Source organism: Prosthecobacter sp. (assembly GCF_044222565.1).
Lineage (GTDB): Bacteria > Verrucomicrobiota > Verrucomicrobiia > Verrucomicrobiales > Verrucomicrobiaceae > Prosthecobacter.
On record NZ_JBGANA010000001.1, the window covers coordinates 193951 to 216321 of the forward strand.

The 22371-nt window shown below is 60.6% G+C and carries 9 protein-coding genes; 7 read left to right on the forward strand and 2 right to left on the reverse strand.

Translation table 11 applies throughout. From position 1 onward, the window contains the following. The gene (gene pbpC / locus ACILSR_RS00815) at positions 1 to 2322 is read right to left on the reverse strand and encodes a penicillin-binding protein 1C (protein ID WP_395747818.1); all 2322 of its coding nucleotides are present in this window, start codon (positions 2320 to 2322) and stop codon (positions 1 to 3) included. Between the two features lie 5 nt (positions 2323 to 2327). Next, positions 2328 to 8114 carry an alpha-2-macroglobulin gene (locus ACILSR_RS00820; protein WP_395747819.1) on the reverse strand — a complete coding sequence of 1929 codons (5787 nt, stop codon included), beginning with the start codon at positions 8112 to 8114 and terminating at the stop codon, positions 2328 to 2330. Positions 8115 to 8290: 176 nt separating this feature from the next. On the opposite strand from ACILSR_RS00820, the gene ACILSR_RS00825 reads away from it, so the two are divergent. The 7 genes from ACILSR_RS00825 to ACILSR_RS00855 all read left to right on the forward strand — a co-directional run bounded on the left by ACILSR_RS00825 (position 8291) and on the right by ACILSR_RS00855 (position 22299). Continuing rightward, complete coding sequence (locus tag ACILSR_RS00825; protein ID WP_395747820.1) at positions 8291 to 10732, forward strand: DUF1592 domain-containing protein; 2442 nt, start codon at positions 8291 to 8293, stop codon at positions 10730 to 10732. A 17-nt stretch (positions 10733 to 10749) separates the two neighbouring features. Beyond that, entirely contained in the window at positions 10750 to 12108 is a 1359-nt protein-coding gene (locus tag ACILSR_RS00830; protein ID WP_395747821.1) for a DUF1552 domain-containing protein, read from the forward strand. 86 nt (positions 12109 to 12194) lie between these two features. Further along, a complete protein-coding gene (locus tag ACILSR_RS00835; RefSeq protein ID WP_395747822.1) occupies positions 12195 to 16022 on the forward strand; it encodes a hypothetical protein in 3828 nt (1275 codons plus the stop codon). A gap of 19 nt (positions 16023 to 16041) precedes the next feature. Then, entirely contained in the window at positions 16042 to 17310 is a 1269-nt protein-coding gene (locus ACILSR_RS00840) for a hypothetical protein (RefSeq protein WP_395747823.1), read from the forward strand. Positions 17311 to 17322: 12 nt separating this feature from the next. Further along, positions 17323 to 18285, forward strand: a complete 963-nt coding sequence (locus ACILSR_RS00845; protein WP_395747824.1) for a hypothetical protein — start codon at positions 17323 to 17325, stop codon at positions 18283 to 18285. A 110-nt stretch (positions 18286 to 18395) separates the two neighbouring features. Continuing rightward, a complete protein-coding gene (locus ACILSR_RS00850; protein ID WP_395747825.1) occupies positions 18396 to 19106 on the forward strand; it encodes an RNA polymerase sigma factor in 711 nt (236 codons plus the stop codon). Between the two features lie 40 nt (positions 19107 to 19146). Continuing rightward, positions 19147 to 22299: a serine/threonine-protein kinase gene (locus ACILSR_RS00855; protein ID WP_395747826.1), complete on the forward strand. Its 3153-nt coding sequence runs from the start codon at positions 19147 to 19149 to the stop codon at positions 22297 to 22299. Positions 22300 to 22371: the final 72 nt, after the last annotated feature.

Sequence of the window (22371 nt, forward strand, 5' to 3'; positions counted from 1 at the left end):
TCAGGGCACCATCTCCACCCGCACTTCCACCGCCGCGCTGCGCCCCTGATCATCCAGCACATGCACCCGCCATTTTCCTGCGGCGGCCGTCCACATCACCGGCGTGGCAGGATCGCTGGCACCGAGGAAACGTGCTCCCGCAAACCAGAAAACGCGGTTCACTCCTGGCGCAGTATCCGCGCGCAGCGGAATCGTCTGCCGTGCCGCATCCGAAGCCTGCAGCGTGTAAACTAGAGCCGCACGCGGAGACACGATCTTCGGCACCGCTCCCGCATCCGCCGCCGTGAGCGATTCCGCACCCGCCTCCAGCGGCGGCGGTGTTTTGCGCGGCACTCCCGCCAGCTTAAACATCTCCAGCAAATCCGGCGGCCAGAATTCAAAAACCTCGCGCTTCACGGCACGCCTGCCATCATCACGTACCACCCGCAATCCCGTGGCGGCATCGATCAAAACTTCGCGATGAATCTCACACGGCGTGATCGGCGAGACACCGGGAATAAATCCGCCCTGCACGCGATGCTGGCAATGCGGCGTCGGCAGCTGGCCCGACACCGCGCAAAGCTCCACCTGCGCAACTCCCGCAGGCGGCGCCTCCCGCTTCATCGGCAGACGCAGATGGCGGAACGTTTCAAACAGCAACGGCGCCGCGCACTCACGCGCGATGAAGGCAGGATTGGCCTTGCCATTGAAATTTCCGATCCACACCACCAGCACATATTCGCCGCGCATACCGGCCGCCCAGGCATCGCGAAATCCATGCGAGGTCCCCGTCTTCCACGTCACCGCCGGATCATCCATCACAGCCTCGCCTTCTCGCGTGCGCAGCATCTCCCGCGTCAGGTATCGCGCCTCAGCAGTGAGCAGGGGCTTGGCTGCGCCGGCACTCGGCTCCGTTTTGAAATAGCTCAGCCGCCTCGCTCCGCCATCGCTTGCCAGCAGCGCGTAGAGTTCCGCCAGTTCCTCCATCGAGACTTCACCACCGCCCAGCGGCAATGACAGCCCGTAAAATTCCGCAGGCTGCGGCAGGGCCACGCCAGCCTCTTTGAGAAATCCGTACAAGCCCGGCGCGTTCAACTGCTGCGCCAGCGACACCGCTGGAATGTTGCGGCTGTGATACAGCGCATCCTGCGCGGAAATCGGCCCCGCAAAGTTGCGGTCAAAATTCTCCGGATTGTAGCTGCCGAAAGCCATGCGCCCGTCGCGCAGCATCGTGTGCGGATGGATCAGCCCCTGCTCCATCGCCAGCGCATAGATGAACGGCTTCAGCGCCGATCCCGGCGAGCGCCGCGCCAGCACGCCGTCCACCTGTCCCTGGATCGAGCTGTCGAGAAATCGGCTGGATCCCACATAAGCCAGCACCTCGCGAGACGGCGCATGCACCAGCAGCGCGCACGCATTGGTAATGCCCACCTCCCGCTTGCGCTCCACATAATCATTCAGCGCCTCCTCCACACCACGCTGCCGGTTGCCATCCAAAGTGCAGCGCAGCGGTGCCCCCGAGCCCGTGCAATCTTCCACCGGCTTCTCGGCAAACAGTCGCCGCGCCAGATGCGGCGCCTCACGCGGCACCGGTTGCAGTTGCCGCAGCGTGAACGCAGCATCCAGCGGATCAGCAGGCAGTCCCCTCTCCACGCGCAGACGTTCCCACAGCCGATGTTGCGCCGCAGCCAGACGCTTGTTGTCTCCCGTCGCGCTCGGCCGACGCGTCGTCGGGCTTTGCGGCAGCACAGAGAGCGTCACCGCCTCCCGCATCGTCAGTTCGCGAGCTGGCTTCCCACACCACAGCAGACTCGCCGCTCCCACTCCCTCCACATTTCCGCCATAAGGGGCCTGATTGAGATAGGCCTCAAAAATAGCATCCTTCGAATAATGCTTTTCAAACTGCACCGCACGGAGCATCTGCCACGCCTTGCCCCACGGCGTGCGGGTATGAAGGTCATAACGCAACCGCGCGAGCTGCATCGTGATCGTGGACCCGCCGCCTCGCGTCGAGCCTGAAACAACGCCCCACGCCGCGCGCAGCATCGAGAGCGGATTCACCCCAGGATGATCATAAAAGTGACGGTCCTCCAGCGTCAGCGTCGCCTCGATCAAAGCCGGGCTGATTTCCGCCAGTGGAACATAGCGCCGATACTTCCCGTCCGGCGTCAGCGCCAGATGCAGCAGCCTGCCGTTGCGATCCTCTAGCGTGCGTGAAAATCGAAACTCCGTCGGATACAGCTCCGGCTGCGGCAGCAGCAGCCAGATCAGCGCGAGCAGCAGCAATGCCCCTCCCGACCAGCGCAGAAGGCGCATTCGCAGCAGACGATGAAGCATGCGCATGACCGTCACTCCACGTTCACTTTGCCGCCGCCGTCGCGTCCCTTGGTGCCGCGGTCGTACATGCTTTCGGCAAACACCGGCGGGATCGCGTAACTGCCTGCCGCAATCGGTTTGATGCGGTAAGAGAAGGTCTTTACCTCTCCTTTGCCCAGCCCACAGAAGAACACATTCCGATCTTCGCGCACATCCACGTAATCCGCGCCCGGGATCGTGCCGCGCCCGGGCTTGAGCCCGTTCGGTTCCAGTTCAAAGCTGCCCGGCATCAAATCGAGCACGGCAATGTTGCTAAGCGCATCCGGAGACACATTGCGCACACTCAGCCGCACCAGCGCTCCCTCGCCGACCTTGAGTTTTTCCACAGCCTTGCCATCCGTCCCAATGATCTCGCGAAACACTTCCAAGCCATCTGCAATGCGTTGTGTCGGCAACCCCGTGTCAAAGCCTGCCTCAGTCACCTGGTAGAAGGCGCCGAGATCTCGCCCACCTTCCTGCGCAAGACCGAAGCGCAAGCTTCCCGCCTGGGCATTGAAGTCGCTCTGGATCAAACCAGTCGTCTCCGCCACCAGCACGCTTGGCGGACCGCCTACCCGCGCCAGTTCGCTCAATGACACCTTCACGCCCGACTGCTTCGCGAGGTCGGAGTAGGCCTTCAGCGCTAGGATCGTCGTGGCAGCGCTGATGGTGTTGAATCGGTTGCGCGCCAGCGGCTCGGTGATCACTGACAGATCATCATAACCAAAATTCCCCGCCAGTTCCGGGAAGTGTTTGCAGGCCACCGCAAAGCCCTCCGCCTGGCTCACCTGCGGATCCCCATAGTACCAGCCATGCCACCTCAGGGGTGCCTGCCCACCTTTGCGCACAGCAGCCCAGTAATCCTGCATCAGCACCAGCGCTTCCGGACGCTTTTGCAGCAGCGCATACGTCCCCGCCAAATACGCCGCCGTTAGATGCCCGCGCCACGCCTCCTGATGTTTCTGCCGCAGATTGTCACGCAGGTTAAGCACATACGTGGAGGTGTTTTCACCGTGGCGCGTGAGCAAATAAATCGCCGCCGCCTGGATCGCTGCATCGTCCAAACTGCCCACCGGCTGCCGCGCCATCTGCTTCATGCGATTGCGCGCACCCTCCAGCAGCGCGGACGGCACCGCATGGCCCGCATCCCGCGCCTCCGTCAGGAATCGTGTCACATAGACCGAGAGATAATCCATCCCTGTGAGTGCATCCGAATCCCAGTAGCCAAATCCACCGTTCGAATGCTGACGGCTGCGCAACAGGGCAAAGGCCCCGTCGAGCTGCTGCGCGGACTCCGCAGGATCAAAGCCAAAATCCACCTCCTTCGCCAGCAGCAGCCGTGCAACCGCGCGGCTGGTGATCTGTTCAGAGCATCCATACGGATACTTGTGCAGATAAGACTCCAGACCTCGCGCGAGTCCCAGCGGCAGCGCGGACACATTCGCATTCAGCTTCCGATACTGCGGATACATCTCCCGCGTGACCTTCACGTCATGCGCATTCTCCCGGAAGTACCCGCTCTGCACGTTCGTGATGTACGGTGCCGCGGGCCGCACACTCAGCGTCGCCCGTCTCAGCACCACCTGCCCGGCGGCTTCCGCTTTGAAGGCGATCTCCGCTCCCCCGAGATCATCCTTCACCTTCACACGGAAGCGCACCGTGTCCTCCTTGCCGGTGGCCACATTGATCGCACCCTTCGGTGACTCGATCACCTCAAGGTGCGGCGTCACCTGCGCGACGATGCTGATCGGCGCATTCGCTTCCACCCCTTCGAGATTGTTCGCTACCGTGAGCGACGCGATGAATTCATCTCCGGGCGCGGCAAAGAACGGCACATTTGGCGTCAGCACCAGCGGCCCGCGCACGATGCTACTGGTCTCCGCGCGGCCCACCGCATCCTCAGCCACGGCCACCGCCATGACGTTGAGCTTCCCGGCAAAATAATCCGGCACGGTGTAGCTGACCTCCTGCCGTTCAGGCCCCGCGGCGATCAGCCCCGACCAGAACACCACCGGCGGTTCCTTGCGGCGTTTAAAAGGATTCAAATTCAGGCGGAGCGGCTTGTCCGCATCGCCTCCATAGGCCTTATTCTGCGCGATGAGCGAAAACTCTGGCAGGATCAAATCCATCAGCTGCTCCGTCTCCACTTCCAGCGCGCGTTTGCGGCTCAGATGCGCCAGCGGATCCGGCAGCTTGTAGTCGCTGATCTGGTGAATGCCCGCATCCACCGCATAGACCACGATGCGGCACGGCTTCGCTGCCGAGAATCCAATCTTCATCACATCTCCCGGCTTCACTTTTTCCGGCGTGTCGATCTTCACTTCAATGCGCCGCTTGTCCGGATTCGCAATGAAGTGCTCCACCGCATAGCTCAGCGGCGAGGTGAAAATCTCCTTCGAGTCCAGCGCACGCACAAAGGACGCGTTTACATACGCCGAGCCTTCAATGTCATTCGGCACCGTGATATGCTGCACACTGGCAGTCGTGCCCGCCTTGAACCACTGCCACCCCAACACACGCTCACGCTCGATGGTGATGAGGCCCGCGCCGGTGTAGGTCGCGCTCAGGCTCGCTTCCAGCGACTCACCGCTGTTCCACGCACCCTTTGCCAGTTTGATGCCCAGTTCCGCATCCCGCTCCATGCTGCGATCCAGGTCTCCCTTGCCCACCACGGTAAATGGCGTGGCGCAGACCACATTGTTTTCTGCGTCACGCAGTTCCAGGCGGAACTCTCCGGACGCTGTCTCTGTCACAATGGATTCCCGCTGCGTGGAGACGTACGCATAGCTGCCGCTCTCCTGCTTGGTCAGCACGGACACATGCTTGATCTGGATGAGGCGCGCCATGAGATCCTTCGGCGCGAAGGGTTTCAGATCCGGCCCCACGGCCATGAACCGTACATTGGCCACCGTGTCCTTGCCCAGGTAGTCCAGCTTCGCATCCGGCTTGTAGCCGATCACATACGGCAGCGCGGCCACCAGGAAATTTTTCCCGCTGCGCACACTGCGCCCGCCATCCGCCTCAAAGCCCTCGATAAGCAGGCTCACCTGAAAGCAGCTTTTGTCAAAACGCTCGAGTGCCAGGTCAAACTGCGCCGCACCTGTGTCGTCCGTCGTCTTCTCCCCGAGATTGATCTTCTGCCCCGCCTCCGTCTCCTCGGTGTCTTCCGCCTCCGGCAGACGATTGTGGAAGATGAAATCCGGGAACTGCGAGAACGCGAACGAACCCGGGCTCAGTTCCATCCGTGCTTTCAGCACCCGCTTGGCCGCTGGAAAACCAAACAAGGTTTGCAGCGAGACATCCGCCTTGATGTCGCGCGGCTGCAGCCACCCGGCGAGTTCATTACCGGTGAGCGTCACATCGATCTTCATGCGGTCCGGCTGGAAATCCTCCACCTTGAAGGTCGTCTGCCCAAGCCGGAGACGGTCATTGACGCCACGGATCAAATACAGCCGTGCGATATAGCGTCCCGTCGGATCGGTCTCGTCCGTCTTCATCTTGACCTCCATGAAGCCGTCTCCGGACAGCACGAACTTCTGCGTGTCGATGACCTCGTCCTTCGCGCTCACCAGGTCCATCTCCAGCGGAAGCCCCGCCAGGCCCGCGCTCCAGTCACGGCGCTTCAACACCGCGCCAAGGTGAATGTCATCCCCCGGACGATACACGCCGCGCTCGGTAAACACAAAGGCCTCCAGCGCCTCCTTCTCCGAGGCCATCACGCCGCCAATGTCAAAACGTGAGAAGTCGAGCAGGCGGTCAGGACGCTCGAACGGCAGAAAGGACAGGTCATTGCCCAGCGTGGCCACGATGGCCACGGGTCGCTTTTCCCGCTGAAACTTGGCCACATCCGGCAGGAGCACATGGCCGTCGGCCGTGGTCTGCTGCAGCAGATACTCGCCATTCTTGGCCAGCACGGTGATCACGGCTCCATTCACCGGGTCACCGCTCTGGATGCTTTGCACAAACACATCGCGTGAACCGTCCGCATTCTTTTTCACCATCAGGCCCAGATCGGTGACGAGGACGAATCGCTTCGTCGTCGCCTGATCCATCACCCGCCAGTCATCCTCCACGTCATCTCCCTCCATGGTCTTGTTGCCTTCGGGAACCGGTTCCACCCCGTCCGCTGTGAGAAGAAACAAACCGCGCGATGCATCCGGATCCGCGGCGTCCGGAGCCTGCAGTGCACTGGCGAAGTTGATCACCGAATAGCACGCCTGAAACTCGTTCTTCATCGCCACCGGCTGCACACGGCGCATGAAGTGAGCGATGTTCGATTCGTCAAAACGATCGTACATGGTGAAGTAGGGATTGGCAAAGTCGCCCTCCGTCATCACCACCAAGTGGTTCACCTGCCGCGCCGGCACACGCGCCATGTTCACGCGGAGAAAAGGCACGCCACGTGATTGCAGCGAAAGCTTGCGCTCGCCATTCAGAGCCAGGATGCCACCCTTCCCCAGCAGCTGCACTTCCTTCGGAAAACGTGGTGCGGATTCAAAAGTTCGGAACTCTCTGCTCAGCCGAAATCCACCCAAAGCCTCGACTCCTTGCGTGATGCGCACAAACAGGCGCCCCTGCTTTTCGGTGAGAAACTTGAATGCATGCCGCGTTGTCGCCGGCTGATCATCGCTCAGTTCCAGTTCGACGGGTTTCAGCGCCACCGGCGCATACTGCCGCAGCACCCCCTCTGTCACATCGTTCACTCCGCGGATGCCAAAATTCACCGGTTCCTGCCACACGCCAAGATGCTTGCTCAGATTCTCCGTCGTTACATATCCCTCCGTGTTGATGAACAGAAACTGCTCCGGCTCCCCATCCTCCGTTTTGAGGATTTCCGTGTTCGCATCAGCAATCTGAAAACCGCTGTCCACATCCGGCACGCGCACCTTTGAGACGAGATCCGCAGTCAGCGGCCTGCCACCAACCGTGCTGGTAATTTCCTTGTGCAGCGTCACCTTCACATAGTCCTCCTTCTCCGGCACCTGGATGCGCGCCGTGCGGATCCAGAACTCGCGCTGGTATTTCCCTTCCGTGACCGTGAACAGCGTGTCGGGCTGTTTTCCTTTCCAGTCGAAAATTTTGGCGCCACCCACCACCTCCAATGACACCAATTGCTCGACCTGTGCCTTGGCCAGCGGATGGGTCGAGGTGAAGCCCACCACGACATTTTGCAGCGATGGATCACGCGGATCGATCTCGAATTCTGAACTGGAAACGGTGAGCACCAGCGGCGCTGTCTGCCCCTTCCAGCTGGCCTCTTTCAAAGCCACCTCCTTGGGAAGCTGTGCGGGATAAAGCTTCACCGTAAATTCCTGCCCGGCAGGCCAGTCCTTCGCCGGCGTGAACTCCAGCAGTTTGTCGGAAGTCCATTTCCACGCCCCCGGATGTTCAGGAGAAAGCGTGACGCCACTCGCCGGCTTGCCCACGGCATCCAGCCGTGCCACGGAAGCATTGAAAGTCACCTTCATCGGCTGTGGTTGCGGCTTCTCTTTGATGATCGGTGTGAGCTCCGGCATCATCAGCACGCCGGTGACCTGCCGCACTTCCACCCGCACCTGGGGTCGTGGCCGGTGCGCATCCAGATAATGACGTATCTGTGGCACGATCAGGCACATCGCGCCAGCGAACACGATGGCGAAGGCATAGCAGCCCGGATGCCGCCCCACATGATCATCCGCCGCACGGGCAAAGCGCGGCAGCCAGGGCGGCGGCTGGTAATGAAACTGCCCAAACAACGCGCGCATCAGGCGCTGCACCCACGAACCGGAAAAATCGGACATAAAAAGGGAGAGATTTGTAGGTGGAGATTAGCCGACCGGTTTTTCCCCGCTCGGGGAATCTTGTGGCAAAAAATGATTTTTATTCCCTTGATTCTGTCCACGACGGCCTCGGTTTCCGCCCCCCGATAGTTCGGGGGGACTGCATGAATTGACATGCCGCACCGTATGAAAATCCGATGCCAGCCCGCCACCTGCTCCCATGCCTTGCCACCGCCATGCTGCCCGCTTTTTGCGGCTTTGGACTGGCCGCGCCTGCCGCAAGTCTCGAACCCAGGGTGCAGTCCTATTTTGAAGAGCACTGCCTGAAGTGCCACGACGCCGATGTGCAGAAAGGTGACTTCCGTATGGACACCCTGTCTCCCAAAGTCGGCTTTGAAAACACGCCGCAGTGGCTGGAGATCATGGAGCGCATCAATTCGGGCGAGATGCCGCCGAAGAAGGAGAAGAAGCGCCCCGAAGCAGCTGCCTCCGCGCAGGTCGTCGAATGGATCGCCGCAAGAATGAAAGAGGGCGAACACGCACGCATGGCCTCACGCGCCAAGGTGAGCTACAACCGCCTCACGCGGGACGAATACGTCAACACCGTCCGCGACCTTCTCGGGGTGGAGTATGATGCCAAAGACCCGGGCGCGTTTCTGGAAGATCCTGAGTGGCATGGCTTTGAGCGCATCGGCTCCGTGCTCACGCTCTCGCCATCCAACATTGAGAAATACCTCGCTGCGGCGGAAACCGTTTTGAACGAGGCCTACCCCGACATCACGCCTCCCGCGAAGAACGCCAAACCGGTGGTGCCCTTCGGCGGCTCGAAGCCCGTCCTCTATGAGGAGCAGATCAGCGAGCGTCATCGCGAGCGCCTGCGTGAGTTGGGCCTGCTGGACAAAGTGCGCTACGACATGTGGCCCGGAGACATCTTCCGCTACTCCCTGCTCAAGGACCCGCTGCCTGAGGCAGGTGTGTATGAGATCAGCTATACGCTCAGCGGATTGAAGCCCGAGAAGGGCCGCGCGCCACGCATCAAAGTCTATGAGGCAAAACTGGATCGCGTCCTGTTTGAGCAGGACATCGTCGCTCCCGAGGACAAACCGATCACGGTCACCTTCCGCGCCCACTTGCCCAAAGGCCGTCCAAGTATCGAAGTCTATAATGATGTGCCAGGCCCTTCCAACCTGCCACGCTCAGGCCGCCATGGCGATACCCCGTTCATCAGCACGAAGATCGGCCGCATTCCCTGGCAGATGAAGCTCACCGATGAGCAGGGAAAGCCTCGCTATCCCTTCCTCATCATGGATTCCATCTCCTGGCGAGGCCCGCTCGTCAGTGAGGCAGAGAAGAAACTGCGGAATGACTACATGCCGCAGGAAGAGGGCAATATGGAGCAAGTACGCGAGTGCCTCGCCACATTGGCGCGGCGCGCTTTCCGCCGCCCGATCACGGATGAAGAACTCGATGGCTACATGAGCATCGTGAAGGCCGAACTCGCTGCCAAAGAAAAGTTCCGCGACGCGGTCAAAGCGGGTATGCTTTCCATTCTGTGCTCCAAGAGCTTTGTCTTCCTTGCTGAAGGCGATGAAAACGCGGCACGCAACACGCTCAATGATTGGGAGATCGCATCCCGTCTCTCCTACCTGCTCTGGAACACCATGCCGGATGGCGAACTGCTCGCGCTGGCTGAGCAAGGAAAGCTGCATGACAAGGCCACGCTCTCAAAGCAGGTGGTCCGCCTGCTGGCAGACGCACGCTCCGTCCGCTTCACCGACTCCTTCGCCACCCAGTGGCTTCGCCTGCGCAAGGTGGGCATGTTCCAGCCCGACAAGAAGCTCTACCCTGACTACGACAAGGCGCTGGAGTCCAGCATGATCGGAGAGACCAAAGCCTTCTTCCATGAAGTGCTGCAGGGCGGTCACACTCTGCGCGAACTGATCCATTCAGACTGGAGCATGATGAACCCGCTGCTCGCGCAATTTTACGGCCTGCCGGAGACTGCGGCATCGGGTGCTGAATTCCAGCGTGTGTCGCTGCCAGCGGAGAGTCATCGCGGCGGACTGCTCACGCAGGCTTCCATCCTCTCGCTCACCTCCGATGGTGTGCGCCACCGGCCTGTGCACCGCGGTGTCTGGATCATGGAGTCCATCTTTGGCAAATCCCCTCCCCCGCCGCCCGCAAACGTCGATCCTATCGCCACCAACCCGGCTGCACCCAAAGCCACACTGCGGGAAAAGCTCGAAGCGCACATCCACGACGCGAACTGCGCCTCCTGCCACGCCAAGATTGATCCGCTGGGCCTCGCCTTTGAAAACTACGACGCCATCGGCCGCTGGCGCACCGAAGAAGTCACGGATGGCACTGGCACCAACCCAAAGGTCAAAGCTTCAGGCAAGCTGCCGGATGGTCGCGAATACCAGACCGCTGATGACTTCAAAAAACTGCTCCTCTCAGATCTCGACGCCTTCAACGCGACCTTCATCGAGAAGCTGGCCACCTATGGCCTGCGCCGCAGCATGTCGTTTGATGATCGTGAAGACCTGAAAGCCATCGCCGCCGTCAGCAAGGCAAAGGACTACCGCCTGAGAGACATCGTCGAGGCCTTCGTTTGTTCTAACCTGTTCCAGAAGCGCTAACAGCAATACACACACCTATGAGCAATCTTAATCTCAACCGCTGGCGCATGAGCCGCCGCCAGGTGCTGCGCGGCCTTGGGGCCACCATCTCTCTGCCTTTGCTCGAATCCATGGGTGCTCTGCCGGCTCCCTCGCAGCCCAAGCGCAGCGTGTTCCTCTACATCCCAAATGGTGTGAACACCCTGACCTGGCAGATCGACAAAGCTGGTGCGGATTATGAATTCACCAAGCCGCTGATGCCGCTGGAAAAACACCGCGCAGACATCACGCCCATCAGCGGCCTGCATCACCCCATGGTGATCGGCAAGCACCACAACTGCGAAAAAGTCTGGCTCACAGGAGCCAATGTCCCCGGCGATGGCGGCGCTTTCCGCAACACCGTTTCCGCCGACCAGCTCATCGCCGAAGTTCAGGGCAATGCGACGCGCTTCTCTTCGCTCGAAATGGCCATCGAAGGCACCTCTCTCGCCTGGTCCAAGGATGGCATCCAGCTTCCGGCAGAACGCAACACCCAGCAGATTTTCAACCAGCTCTTCGGCGTCGAAAAGGACAGCAAGGAAACCATCCGCCGCCGACTCAGCCGCCGGGGTAGCATCCTCGATCTCGTGGCAGACGACGCCAAGCGCGTGAATGGCAAACTCGGCAGCGCCGACCGCAGCAAGCTTGATGAATACCTCACCGCTGTGCGTCAGGTGGAGGAGCGCACCCGCCGCGCTGACGAGTGGCTCAACGTGCCCAAGCCCGCCGTGCCAGCGGCCGAGGCCGCCCGCCTCCAGCGCAAGCTCAGCATGGCCGAGGCCGGCGAATACTACCGCCTCTTCTATGACCTCATGGTCATGGCCCTGCGCACGGACTCCACCCGTGTGATCACCTGCGGCATCGGTGGTGAGGGCAATGCCAGCGGCATCCCTGAGATCGGCATTCTGCAGACGCGCCACGGTCTCTCCCATCACAACGGCGATCCCGAGCAGCTGCGCCGTCTGACGGAGACGGATACTTTCCTCATCGGTCAGCTCAGCTACTTCCTGGACCAGCTCAAGGAGCACAAGGAGGAGAACAACAGTCTTCTGGATACCACTCAGGTGCTTTGGGGTAGCGGCATGGCGTATGGCCACAGCCATGGAAATGCCAACCTGCCCACCATCCTCGCAGGCGGTAAAGCATTGGGCTACAAGCATGGAAAGCATGTGGACTTCAATCTGCCGAAGATTGGCAAGTATGATGTTTCCAATGCAACTGAGCATTATAAGATCTGCTCGCGACCCGTGGATGGGGATGCGCGGGTTAGCAATCTGCTGCTGACCATGTTGCAGCGGGTGGATGTGAAGGTGGACACGTTCCAGGACAGCGTGGGCGCTATCTCGCAAATCATCTGAAAAGGGGGCGAATGAGACGATTTTTTCTGCTCCTGAGTACCCTAGTTGTGTGTCTGATTCCGCAACTTTTGCTCGCGGGAGTGGAGGTGAGCTATCAGCTTCCGACCACGGGTCCGCTGCCGAAGACCTACCGGGTCACGCTGGCGGTGGTGGATGAGAAGAAGCCGGACTGGATCATCAGCCAGTTTGCGGCGGGGGTGGTGCGAACGGTGACGGTGGAGAATGGGGGCAAGTTTTTGGAAAGCTGGGATGGACTGGACGACAACTTCATGCCGGTGCCGCCCGGCACCTATGGGCTGAAGGGGATCTACATGCCGGCGACGCAGTGGCCGGTGGATGGGGCTTACCATTCCATCACTCCGCGATACATCACGAGTGCCGAGGCGTGGCGGGCGCTGCCAGGGGAGGTGAAAACGCCGATCGTGGTGGGCGATCCGGTGAACAGCCCGATTGGGGATGTGGATGTGGGAGCCAATGGGGTGGCAGTGTTCTGCTACCAGTATCTGGAGAATGCGCGGAATTTTTACACGGCGGATTTCAACAAGCCCATCAACTATGATCAGGCGACGCCGGGCTACAATTCGGGTGGCGCGGCAGGGGGCAAGGCGGTGGCCACAGATGGGGTCACTTCCTGGTGCAGTGAGAATGAGGGCTTTGTTTTTCGGACGGACGGCAAAAAGTTTGGCAAGGCGGACGGCCGCTTTCGGAAAGGGGTGCATGTGCAGGAGGGGCTTGTCACGGCGATGGCAGCGTGGAGGGGTGCGGACCAATCGTTTGTGTATCTGGCGGAGCGCGGACGGCTGGTGCGGGATGAGAAGCGATGGTATCACCCCGAAGAGAGCACCAAGGACATGGTGAACCGGATTCTTGTGCTGGATGGTGATACGGCGGCGCAGCTTGCGGCGGTTCCGGTGAACGGTCCCTTGGGAGTGGTGGCACGATGGGGGGACCGGCTGTGGGTGCTGCACAAGGATGGTGACGGCTTTGCGGTCAGTGCGGTGAAGCTGAAGGCGGGACTGCCGGAAGGTGCTTTGGAGCGTGTGTTGCAAGTGCCAGCCGGCATTACGCCGGATGATCTGGAGGTGGACAGCCATGGGCGGATCTATCTTGCTGATGCCAGGGCGAACAAGGTGCTGCAGTTTTCATCTGGCGGGAAGCCGCTGCTGGTTTTTGGGAAGCTGGCGAAGCAGCGCTCAGGGAGCTACGATGCGCAGTCGTTCATGTCTCCGGAGAAGCTTTCCTGCTGGCGTGATGCGGAGGGGCATGACCGCCTAGTGGTGATTGAGCGTCAGGGATTGAATCGTGTGAGCGAATGGAATGCGGAGGATGGGAGTCTGATGCGGGAGTGGCTGAGTGCGCAGACCTATGCGAACGCGGGATATGCGGTGGACCCACGGCATCCGGACCAGTTTTATATTCAGGGGCATGGCGGCTGGCTGATGCGCCTGCATGTGGACTACCAGACGGGTGAGTGGCGACCGGAGGCGGTGTATCCGGATGTGTGCACGGGACGATTTGAGCACCGCCACTTCGGCTTTCCGCGTCTATTCTATCGCGGAGACACGCGCTATTTGGCATGGTCGCGGGGGAATTTTATTTATCGCGAGGCAGGTGACCGCTGGCTGGCTTCCGCAGCCATCCTGACCGAGGGCGAAGGGAAGGAGCGGAAACGCTATGTGTGGCATGATGAGAATGGGGATGGGCAGGTGGAGGACAGTGAATACCAGCCGCACCTGACCAAGCCGCCGATGAATCCGCGCTACTGGGGGGACTCATGGCTGGAAGACTTGTCATTGATCGCGATTCAGGAAGGCAGCGCTGATGTGTGGCGGCTGGCGCCCGAGTCTTTCGACAAGCATGGCAATCCGGTCTATGCGGCGGATGGGTGGAAGAAGCTGCTCACTGATCCGGTGCTTGATGCACGGAAGCAGGGGACGACGACCGCGACGTTTGGCGGCAATGAGATTGGCGATCGTTTCTCCTCCGCCTGGGCGATGGTCGCGGGATCGATGGAGGACGGCTTTTATGTGAATGCGCGGGGCCCGGATTTGGGAGCCAACTTTGGGGCGCAGCAAAAGCTCTCCCGCTACGTACCAGATGGCAAGGGAGGCTATGAGCTGAAGTGGCGCGTCGGCAGGGTGGCGCTGCATGGCACGGCGGAGGAAGGCGAAGTGTATGGCTCCATCCACGTGATGGCTCCCATCGGCGGACTCATCACGCAGGTGGATCAGTCACGCATGGGCATGGTGCTTTACACCGAGGACGGGCTGTATGTGGAAACGCTGTTTCCTGATGAGCGGAAGACGGGCGGCAAGACCAAGGGGCCGTACAATCTGCCGGGCGAGTTTTTCACCGGCTATGCCTTTGCGAATGCGGACAACGGCAAGGTGTGTCTCGCGCTGGGCAAAACGACCCCGGTGCTGTTTGAAGCGGAAGGGTGGACCGCGAAAGGGAATCCTGTGCGACGGCTGGAGAATATGCAGAAGAGCGTGACCATCGCCGCAGCGCAGATTGGCAGTGCACCTGAGTTTGCGCTGGCGGTGCGGAAGCAGCGCAACGGAGGGACGACGGCGCGCGTGGCCCAGTTTGCGCCGATGCCAGGAGGAGGACCAGCAGTGGACGGCTCGATGTCGGGCTGGGAAGTGTGCGAGCCTGCGGCCTTTGCCGCGGATGCCAAGCAGACCGTCGAGGTGCGCTGCGGTTTTGATCCGGGGCATCTTTATCTGCGCTGGCACGTCCGGCTTGGGCGGAAGTTTGATGCCAAGCCACTCGAACCCGCCGAGCGCATTTTCACGCATGATCGGGAAGCTGACACCCTGAGCTTTTACATCCAGGGTGACCCTCAGGCGAAGCCCGCGAAGGGCGGCAACGGTCGTGCGGGAGATGCGCGGGTTGTCTTCGGACTGTTCAAGGACAACGGCCAGGTGCGGCCGGTGGCACTGGCGATGCTGCCGAAGTGGAGCGGCGCGGGCAAGCCCAGCCCGCTGACCTATCAGACGCCCGCAGGTGGTGCGGCTGCGTTTGAGCATGTGGGTCTGCTTTCCGGCACCAGTCTTGGCCATGCAATGGATGCCGATGGCGAGGGCTTTGTGATCGCTGCGGCGATCCCACGGGCCAGCGTGCCGATGCTGCCCGAGTTTGACCAAGAACTTCGCACCCAGGTGAATTTCGACGCCACTTTTGGCGGGCATAACCGTGTCTGGTGGGCGAATGCAGACGGGTCCGCCACCCGCGAGACCTATGACGAGCCGACCGAAGCGCGGCTTTATCCCGGCTCATGGTCGCAGGCTAAATTTGAGCCCATGCACCGCCTTCCCGTCCGCGCCTGGAGCGCGATCGGCCCGTTCGGTTTCGCGCAACTGCCACAGCTCCGGCATCGTGAGGATCGCAATGAAATCACCCGCACGCTGGCAGCCACCGCCTTCCCTCCCGAGCAAGGCATTGACCTCGAGGCCAGCATCACCGGAGAACAAACGCAAACCCGAAAGTCCACGCACGCCCTGAAATGGAAACCGGCCAGCATCAACGGAGACATTGTCTCGTTCGAAACCGCCTTAGGCTGGAAAGGTTATGAAGATGAGGGCAGCGCTTATCTCGTCACCTGGGTGCAGTCGCCGCAGGCATTGAACATCCGCCTGAAGGCGCTCGACGAGCACCATGGGCATCATGCCGTCCGTGTCTGGATCAATGACCAGCCTCTGCCGGCCATCCATCCCAAAGGCCAGAGCGCCAAGGATCTGCACCACTCTGTGGATGCCGACCAGCCCGTCGCACTGAGGGCCGGATGGAACAAGCTGCTGCTGCGCTACGATCAGGTGTGGGGCGCCAACCAGATCGGCCTGGCGGTGGATGCCGCACCTGAAGTGCTGTGGTCGCTGAAATTTTCCAGCACGCCTCCCGAGGTGACGAAGTGATGCGCCGAACCTTTTACTCATGATGAAATCATTTCCCCAACCTGCCTGCCCAAGGCTGCCGCTGCGCGTAGCCGCATGGCTGATTCTCACCAGCGCGATCCTGAGCGCCGAGGAAAAACCCAAATTCCGCACGGATGCGGACGGGCCGGTGAAAGCGAGTGACAAGCGGAAGACGCCCAAAGAGCGAAAGCCGGGGGACCTGCCAGAGTGGTTTCAGCTCGTGGAAGGTCAGTTTCCGCCTGAAGGCTCCGCTCATGCAGCCACGGGAGAGCTGATCCACACCGAGCACCTGGACCGAAGGTTTCAAATCCGGATCGACCGCAACGACAGCCAGGAGCGCGGCATCTGGGATCTGCCGCTGGATGCGACCATGCTGCCGTATGGTTCCATCTGGTATCAAGGAGCACCGGCCGCCCTTCAAGACATCCCGCTGGGCACACACCTGCACGGCTTGTTTTACCTGAGCGATCCTGAGGACAAGACGCCGCTGCCGGACACGTGGTACAAGCGCAAGACGCCGGAGTGGGAGTTCCGCCGGTGTCTGCGGATTGAAGATGAGTTTTCCTTTCATGCGCGGCAGCAGCAAGTGTGGAAAATCGACAGTGTGGATCTGACGACGAAGAAGCTGACTGCCACGCTGCAGGACAAGGGCAAGCCCAGCGGGCAGCCAAAGCTGTTTGACCTGCTGAGCAGCACACGGGTGTTTCAGGGCAATGGCGTTGCGGATCTGAAGGCGCTGCAGCCGGGGCAGAGTGTGCTGTTTAACCTGACCTGGGTGACGCTGTATGGACCGGGACGCATCACGGACATCTGGCTGGATGAAAAGGCGAGGGCGCTCGTCACTGCGAACCAGATGGAGCGGCATCGCAACTACATCCGTGAGCGGGGACTGCCAGCGTGGGTGACGGCGGTGGATGATGAGCAGCAGCTTGTGACGGTGACGTTTTTTGGCAATGTGGATGCGAAGCTGTTTGAGGAACTCAAAATTAAAGATCCCAACCTGCCGCCACCGAAAGACGGCAGCCCGCCGCCGGTGGAGCCGCGAGGCGGACTGGCTGTGGCGCGTGAGACGCTCATGACTTATGACCCGGTGAATGATCGCAAGACAGGGAGCGTGCTGGAGGTGAACAAGATCGCCGCCGAGCCCGGCAGCAGCGGGGTGCAGATGAAGGTCAAGATGGACATGATGCTGGAAGGCTACCGACCGAAACGCATCGTTCGCTTTTACCCTGAAACCTGGAAAGTCATCGCCCTGCCGAAGGAAGAAGAATATTTCGGGAAAGAATAACCTCACCGCCTCATGAAAACGATTTTTGCCGCGCTCGCCTTTTTGTCAGCAACCGCCTTTGCGGCGGACACAGCTCCTGCCAAACCCATACCGGTGATCATACCGGGCAAAGTGATCATCCCCTTTGAAAAGATGCGACGCCCGTGGGGTGAATTGATCAGCCTAGACCTCGCCACGCGCACCGGGAAGTTCCGCAGCGAGAGCAACGATGAGGTGATCAGCTTCACGGTGATGCCGTATGCGGAACTGCTGCACCACGCAACGCTGGGAGACCTGCAGGATTTCAGGGTGGGCGAGCGGGCGATCTTCCGCCTACATGTGAACGAGAAGGAGGAGTGGGTGTGGCTGACCTACATCCAGGATGAGATGAACATGATGAACGGCCACAAGGAGTACTTCTATGTGGACCAGATCAACCCAGCGGGAGGAAAGCTGACGTGCACGTGGGCGAACTTCGACAAGAGCTTTGTGCGCGACAAGAACGTGGTGATCGAGACTGACAAGGACACGCGCCTTTGGAAAGCGGGGCAGCCGGCGAAGTTCGGCGACATCCAGCCAGGCGACAAGCTGCGCACAAAGACCCATGGCGTGGGCAAGGGCAAGACCCGCATGGCGTGGGAGGTCTTTCTGGATGATGAAAGCCTGATCAAGTTTCAGACGGAGCAGAAGGCGGTGCATGCGAAGCGCATTCTCGAAGAAGGGGCACCGGGCTATGTGGATGCCTCCGCAGGCAAGCAGGTGACGCTGACGCTTTTCAATGAGGGGGAAGAGCAGATCAAGAGGCTCAAGCAAGGCACCCACGTGCAAGTGGCACCGGCGGGGTTGGATCGCAAACCGACTGCGGCGCCGATCATGGGGAAGGTGGTCACTTTGGGCAAGAACGGAAGGCAGGCGCAGGTAACGGTGGAGCTGGATGCGAGTGCGGAGAAATTTCAGCCGCCCGGCATTGCGAGGCTGTGGGTGGCGGAGAAGTGAGAGGCTCGGATGCGATGAGGAACCTCATGCGGCCCGCTGATTCTCCCGGCCCTTTGAAATTCCCTGTGTAACCTTGGCGGCCACAGCACCAAGGTAATCACAAGGCCCGCATGCATTCCACCCAAGCCACCGGCAGTTTCATCTCCACACGCTGGACGCTGGTGCTGCGTGCGAATGCGGCGTCTCCTGAAGGGCGCGCGGCGCTGAGCGATCTGTGCGCGGCGTACTACAAACCTGTGTTTGTCTTCCTGAGGCGCGCCGGGTTTGACGAAGATACCGCGCGTGATCATGCGCATTCGTTTTTTGCGCATCTGCTGGAGAGGGGTTTTCCGGGTCCGGATCCAGAGAGAGGGAGGTTCCGCAGCTACCTGCTGGGGGCGGTGAAGTACTTTGTGGGCGGGCTGCAGGAGCATGCGCGTCGGGCGAAACGCGGCGGTGGCGCGGAGCATGAGCCGCTGGGGACAGATGATGTGGGAGAGTGCAAGCTCGAAGATCCCAAGGCGGCGCCGATGACGACGGTGTTTGACCGGGAATGGGCCGTGGCGGTGATGAATCGTGCGGTGGCAGCACTGGCAGCGGAGCACCGGGGCGGACGGGAGGCGCAGTTTGAGGCGCTGCGGCCGTGCCTGATGGGAGACGAGATGGCCGCTCGTGCGGAGACAGCGCGCGCACTCGGCCTGAGCGAAGGAGCGGTCAAGGTGGCGGTGCACCGCCTGCGCAAACGATTCCGCGAACTGCTCCGGCAGGAGATCTCGCAGACGCTGGACGAACATGAAAATGTGGAAGATGAGCTGCGCTACCTGTGCGCCGTGCACGGATGAATTTGTGTAACTCTCCCACCCGCACGCCCAAGGAACAGGCATGACACCAGATGCATTGAACTCCTGCCCCCGCTGCGGCCGCGCGATTCCTGAAGGCGCGGCCAACGGCCTGTGCCCGCGCTGTGTCTTTGCCAAAGCGCTGGCGCCGACAGCGGGCGGCCAGGAGACGGGACCGTATGAACCGCCAGGCCTGGAGACGGTGCGCGCTGCATTCCCACACCTGGAGGTGACAGGGCTGATCGGCAGCGGTGGGATGGGGGCGGTCTTCAAAGCGCGGCAGCCGCAGCTGGACCGCTATGTGGCGCTGAAGATCCTGCCTGAGGAGCTGGCAGGGCGGGCGGGATTTTCCGCGCGGTTTCAGCGTGAGGCGCAGGCGCTGGCGAAGCTGAGCCACCCGCACATCGTGACAGTGCATGACTTTGGACAGGCAGGCGGCTTCTTCTACCTGCTGATGGAATATGTGGACGGGCTGAATCTGCGACAACTGCTGCAGTCGAAACGGCTCACACCCGAAGAGGCGCTGAGCATTGTGCCACCGGTGTGCGAGGCGCTTCAATGCGCGCATGACCACGGCATTGTGCACCGGGACATCAAGCCGGAGAACTTGCTGATCGACAAAGCAGGCGTGGTGAAGATCGCGGATTTTGGGATCGCGCAGATGGTCTGCAGTGAGGATGCTGCATCAGCCTTCGATTCCGAGGTTCGGGCAGGAGCCGAGCAGGAGCGAGACAGACTGCCGCAGGCAGCCCGAAGGGTGAGCGAGAGCGAATCAATGGCCGCATCACTGCCCTTTGGCACGCCGGACTATGCAGCGCCCGAGCAGACGAATGGGAGGGTGGATCATCGCGCGGACATTTACTCTCTCGGCGTGGTGCTGTACGAGATGCTGACGGGCGAACGGCCCAAGGCGAAGCTCGAGGCACCTTCCAAAAGGGTGCAGGTGGACATCCGGATCGATGAGATCGTGCTGCGAGCACTGGAGAAAACTCCTGAACTGCGGTTTGCGACGGCGGCGGAATTTCGGACGCAGGTGGAGACCGTCCGATCTGCCAGTGTGGACGAAACCATGCTGAAGGCGCGGCCAGCACACTCGCCTGGAAAGAAGGTCGGACTGGTGCGCGCGCTGGCGGTCCTGACCAGCGTGGTGATCCTTCTCCTGGCAGGCAACCATTTCATGAAGCTCCGAACGATGCAGCGCACTGCCCTGGCCGGATCCGCAGCTTTTGCAGGACTACCGCCAAACAGCGTGCCCGGCACAGTCACGGTCCATCCCATTCCACCCATCGGCAGTGAGATCACTCAGGAAGCCAGTGGCGAAATCCGGGTGAGCATGGACAAGGCGGGCATGGCAGTGCTGGGAGAGGCTAAAGTGGAGGCTCTGGGGGCTGAAGACTCGAAGGAACGATACATGATCATTTTCAGCGCGGAGGGGAAAGTGCTGCGGATGGAAGGGAATGCGGATGTGTCACTGGTGATTTTTGCGGATGACGGCCCTTTTAAAACTCACGCTGCCCACGGTGGCGGTGTGCTGCTCTCCACAAGCCGTGACTGGAGCTCCATCAGGACGCACTACCTTGCGAAGGCAGGGCAGAAATTTGAGAGCGTCAAAGTCGGCATTTTATTTGGGAAAGCGGGAACGGTGCTGCTCCGCAATCTTACGGCTTTTTCAATGCCCGGGAAGGCATTCGAGAAATGGGTCACCACTCCTTCGGGAGCCGTGCGAACGAAGAGCGCCGATGCAGGAAATAAGAACAGCCCGAGCGAGCCAGGTGTGAAGGAGCACCTCGTGGGACTGCGATACATCACCCCTTCCTTTGCGATGGAGAACCTGGGAAGCAAGCATCCTGAATTTGTGGAGGCGGTCAAACATATGACCAAGGGCAACGGCATCATGCTCGATGCCACGAGCCGGAACTTTGACCCGCTGCTGAAATATCTGACGGAGATCGACCAGCGACCAGAGGTGATCACATTGAACGGAACGGTGACAAGGATCCCGCCAAACGGTGCAGCGGGTTCCGAGAAGGTGCTTTCCAAACCCGTCGTTCAAATGCTTTTGGGAAACCCGGTGAGCATCAAGGTCGGGAAGATCGGAGGCCAAAACGGTGATCCGCAGATTGCTTTTAATCTCAGGGCGAGCAGACAAACAAAAGCTGCAGGCACTTCCCTCAACAAAACCGCTGGTGAAGAATTATACCTTTTGGAGGGCTCGGTCACAGAAACCGATCGCAAGGCGGCAACGCGTGGCGAGAAAACCTTTCCCCTGGCAAAGCAGAACATCCCACGAGGAGGCTCGACGACCTTTACCCATCGGCTGGAGAGTGGAGAAGACATCGTGCTAGTCCTCCGGCTCTCCCATGAACAGCCGCCGACTCTGGACGAGCCCAGCGGCTCGGCGGCCACAGCAGTGCAACAGCAACCTGAGCGTCTGGCAAACGAGGTTCGATTTGAAGGCAAACCCAGACTGCATGCACTCGCCTGGGTGCCAAAGGAGAAGAGCGGATGGGAGCTGCATGCTACGGGTGGCGAGAAGATGCCAGCACCGGGCGAGATCCCGGCGAATGCGTGGAACTGGTGGAAGGAGAGCCTCCTAAACCGTGAAGGATCTCCCAAGATCGGCAGCACGGAAGGCTGGCTGGTGTTTTTTGTGTCTCATCCGGCCATCGGTGAGAGGAGCGAGGCCATGCTGCATCTCTTCAATTCGGAGGGGAGGGAGATCGACATTAGCTCGCGCGTTTTCGCACAGCGCGAACCCGACGGGCAGAAGGAGGGCGGCTGGATTGTCTCTGGCTGTCTGGTGCCGTATGCCCTCGCCAAAGGGACACTGAAAGTGCGAATGACCCTCACCGCGGGACCGTGGGAAAGCAGCAAGCCTATTTTGTCAGAGAATTATACCAGCATCGACGGTGTGCATTTAAACAAACCCGGCGAGGACGCGGATCACCATGCTTTTGTGACGGTGCTCACGAGCAATGATGACAAGCTTCCGCTACCGCAGTGGGAGGTCTGGGGGAAGCTGCACAATGGCTCGGAGGCACCTTCCGGCGGCGGCACGATCATCGACATGGACACGCAGGATTTGCATACGCTTTCCTTTGAACTGCCGCTTGCCTCCTTTGAGAGTTTTTACATCCGCGCCAGGTTCAGGAGGACCTTCAATTTCGACGGGATCGTGGTGCCACCGCGGCCCTGAGATGCGTGCCGCGGCAGCCGCTGGGAAAGCCTGGTAACGCGTCGATTTTTTTCGTCCGGTTTTGCGATCTTC

Bases quoted from the DNA above. Each gene is read 5' to 3' on its own strand.
- ACILSR_RS00840 (WP_395747823.1), top strand. From the start codon at position 16,042: ATGATGAAATCATTTCCCCAACCTGCCTGCCCAAGGCTGCCGCTGCGC.
- ACILSR_RS00855 (WP_395747826.1), top strand. From the start codon at position 19,147: ATGACACCAGATGCATTGAACTCCTGCCCCCGCTGCGGCCGCGCGATT.
- pbpC (WP_395747818.1), bottom strand. From the start codon at position 2,322: ATGCGCATGCTTCATCGTCTGCTGCGAATGCGCCTTCTGCGCTGGTCG.
- ACILSR_RS00825 (WP_395747820.1), top strand. From the start codon at position 8,291: ATGCCAGCCCGCCACCTGCTCCCATGCCTTGCCACCGCCATGCTGCCC.
- ACILSR_RS00820 (WP_395747819.1), bottom strand. From the start codon at position 8,114: ATGTCCGATTTTTCCGGTTCGTGGGTGCAGCGCCTGATGCGCGCGTTG.
- ACILSR_RS00845 (WP_395747824.1), top strand. From the start codon at position 17,323: ATGAAAACGATTTTTGCCGCGCTCGCCTTTTTGTCAGCAACCGCCTTT.
- ACILSR_RS00830 (WP_395747821.1), top strand. From the start codon at position 10,750: ATGAGCAATCTTAATCTCAACCGCTGGCGCATGAGCCGCCGCCAGGTG.
- ACILSR_RS00850 (WP_395747825.1), top strand. From the start codon at position 18,396: ATGCATTCCACCCAAGCCACCGGCAGTTTCATCTCCACACGCTGGACG.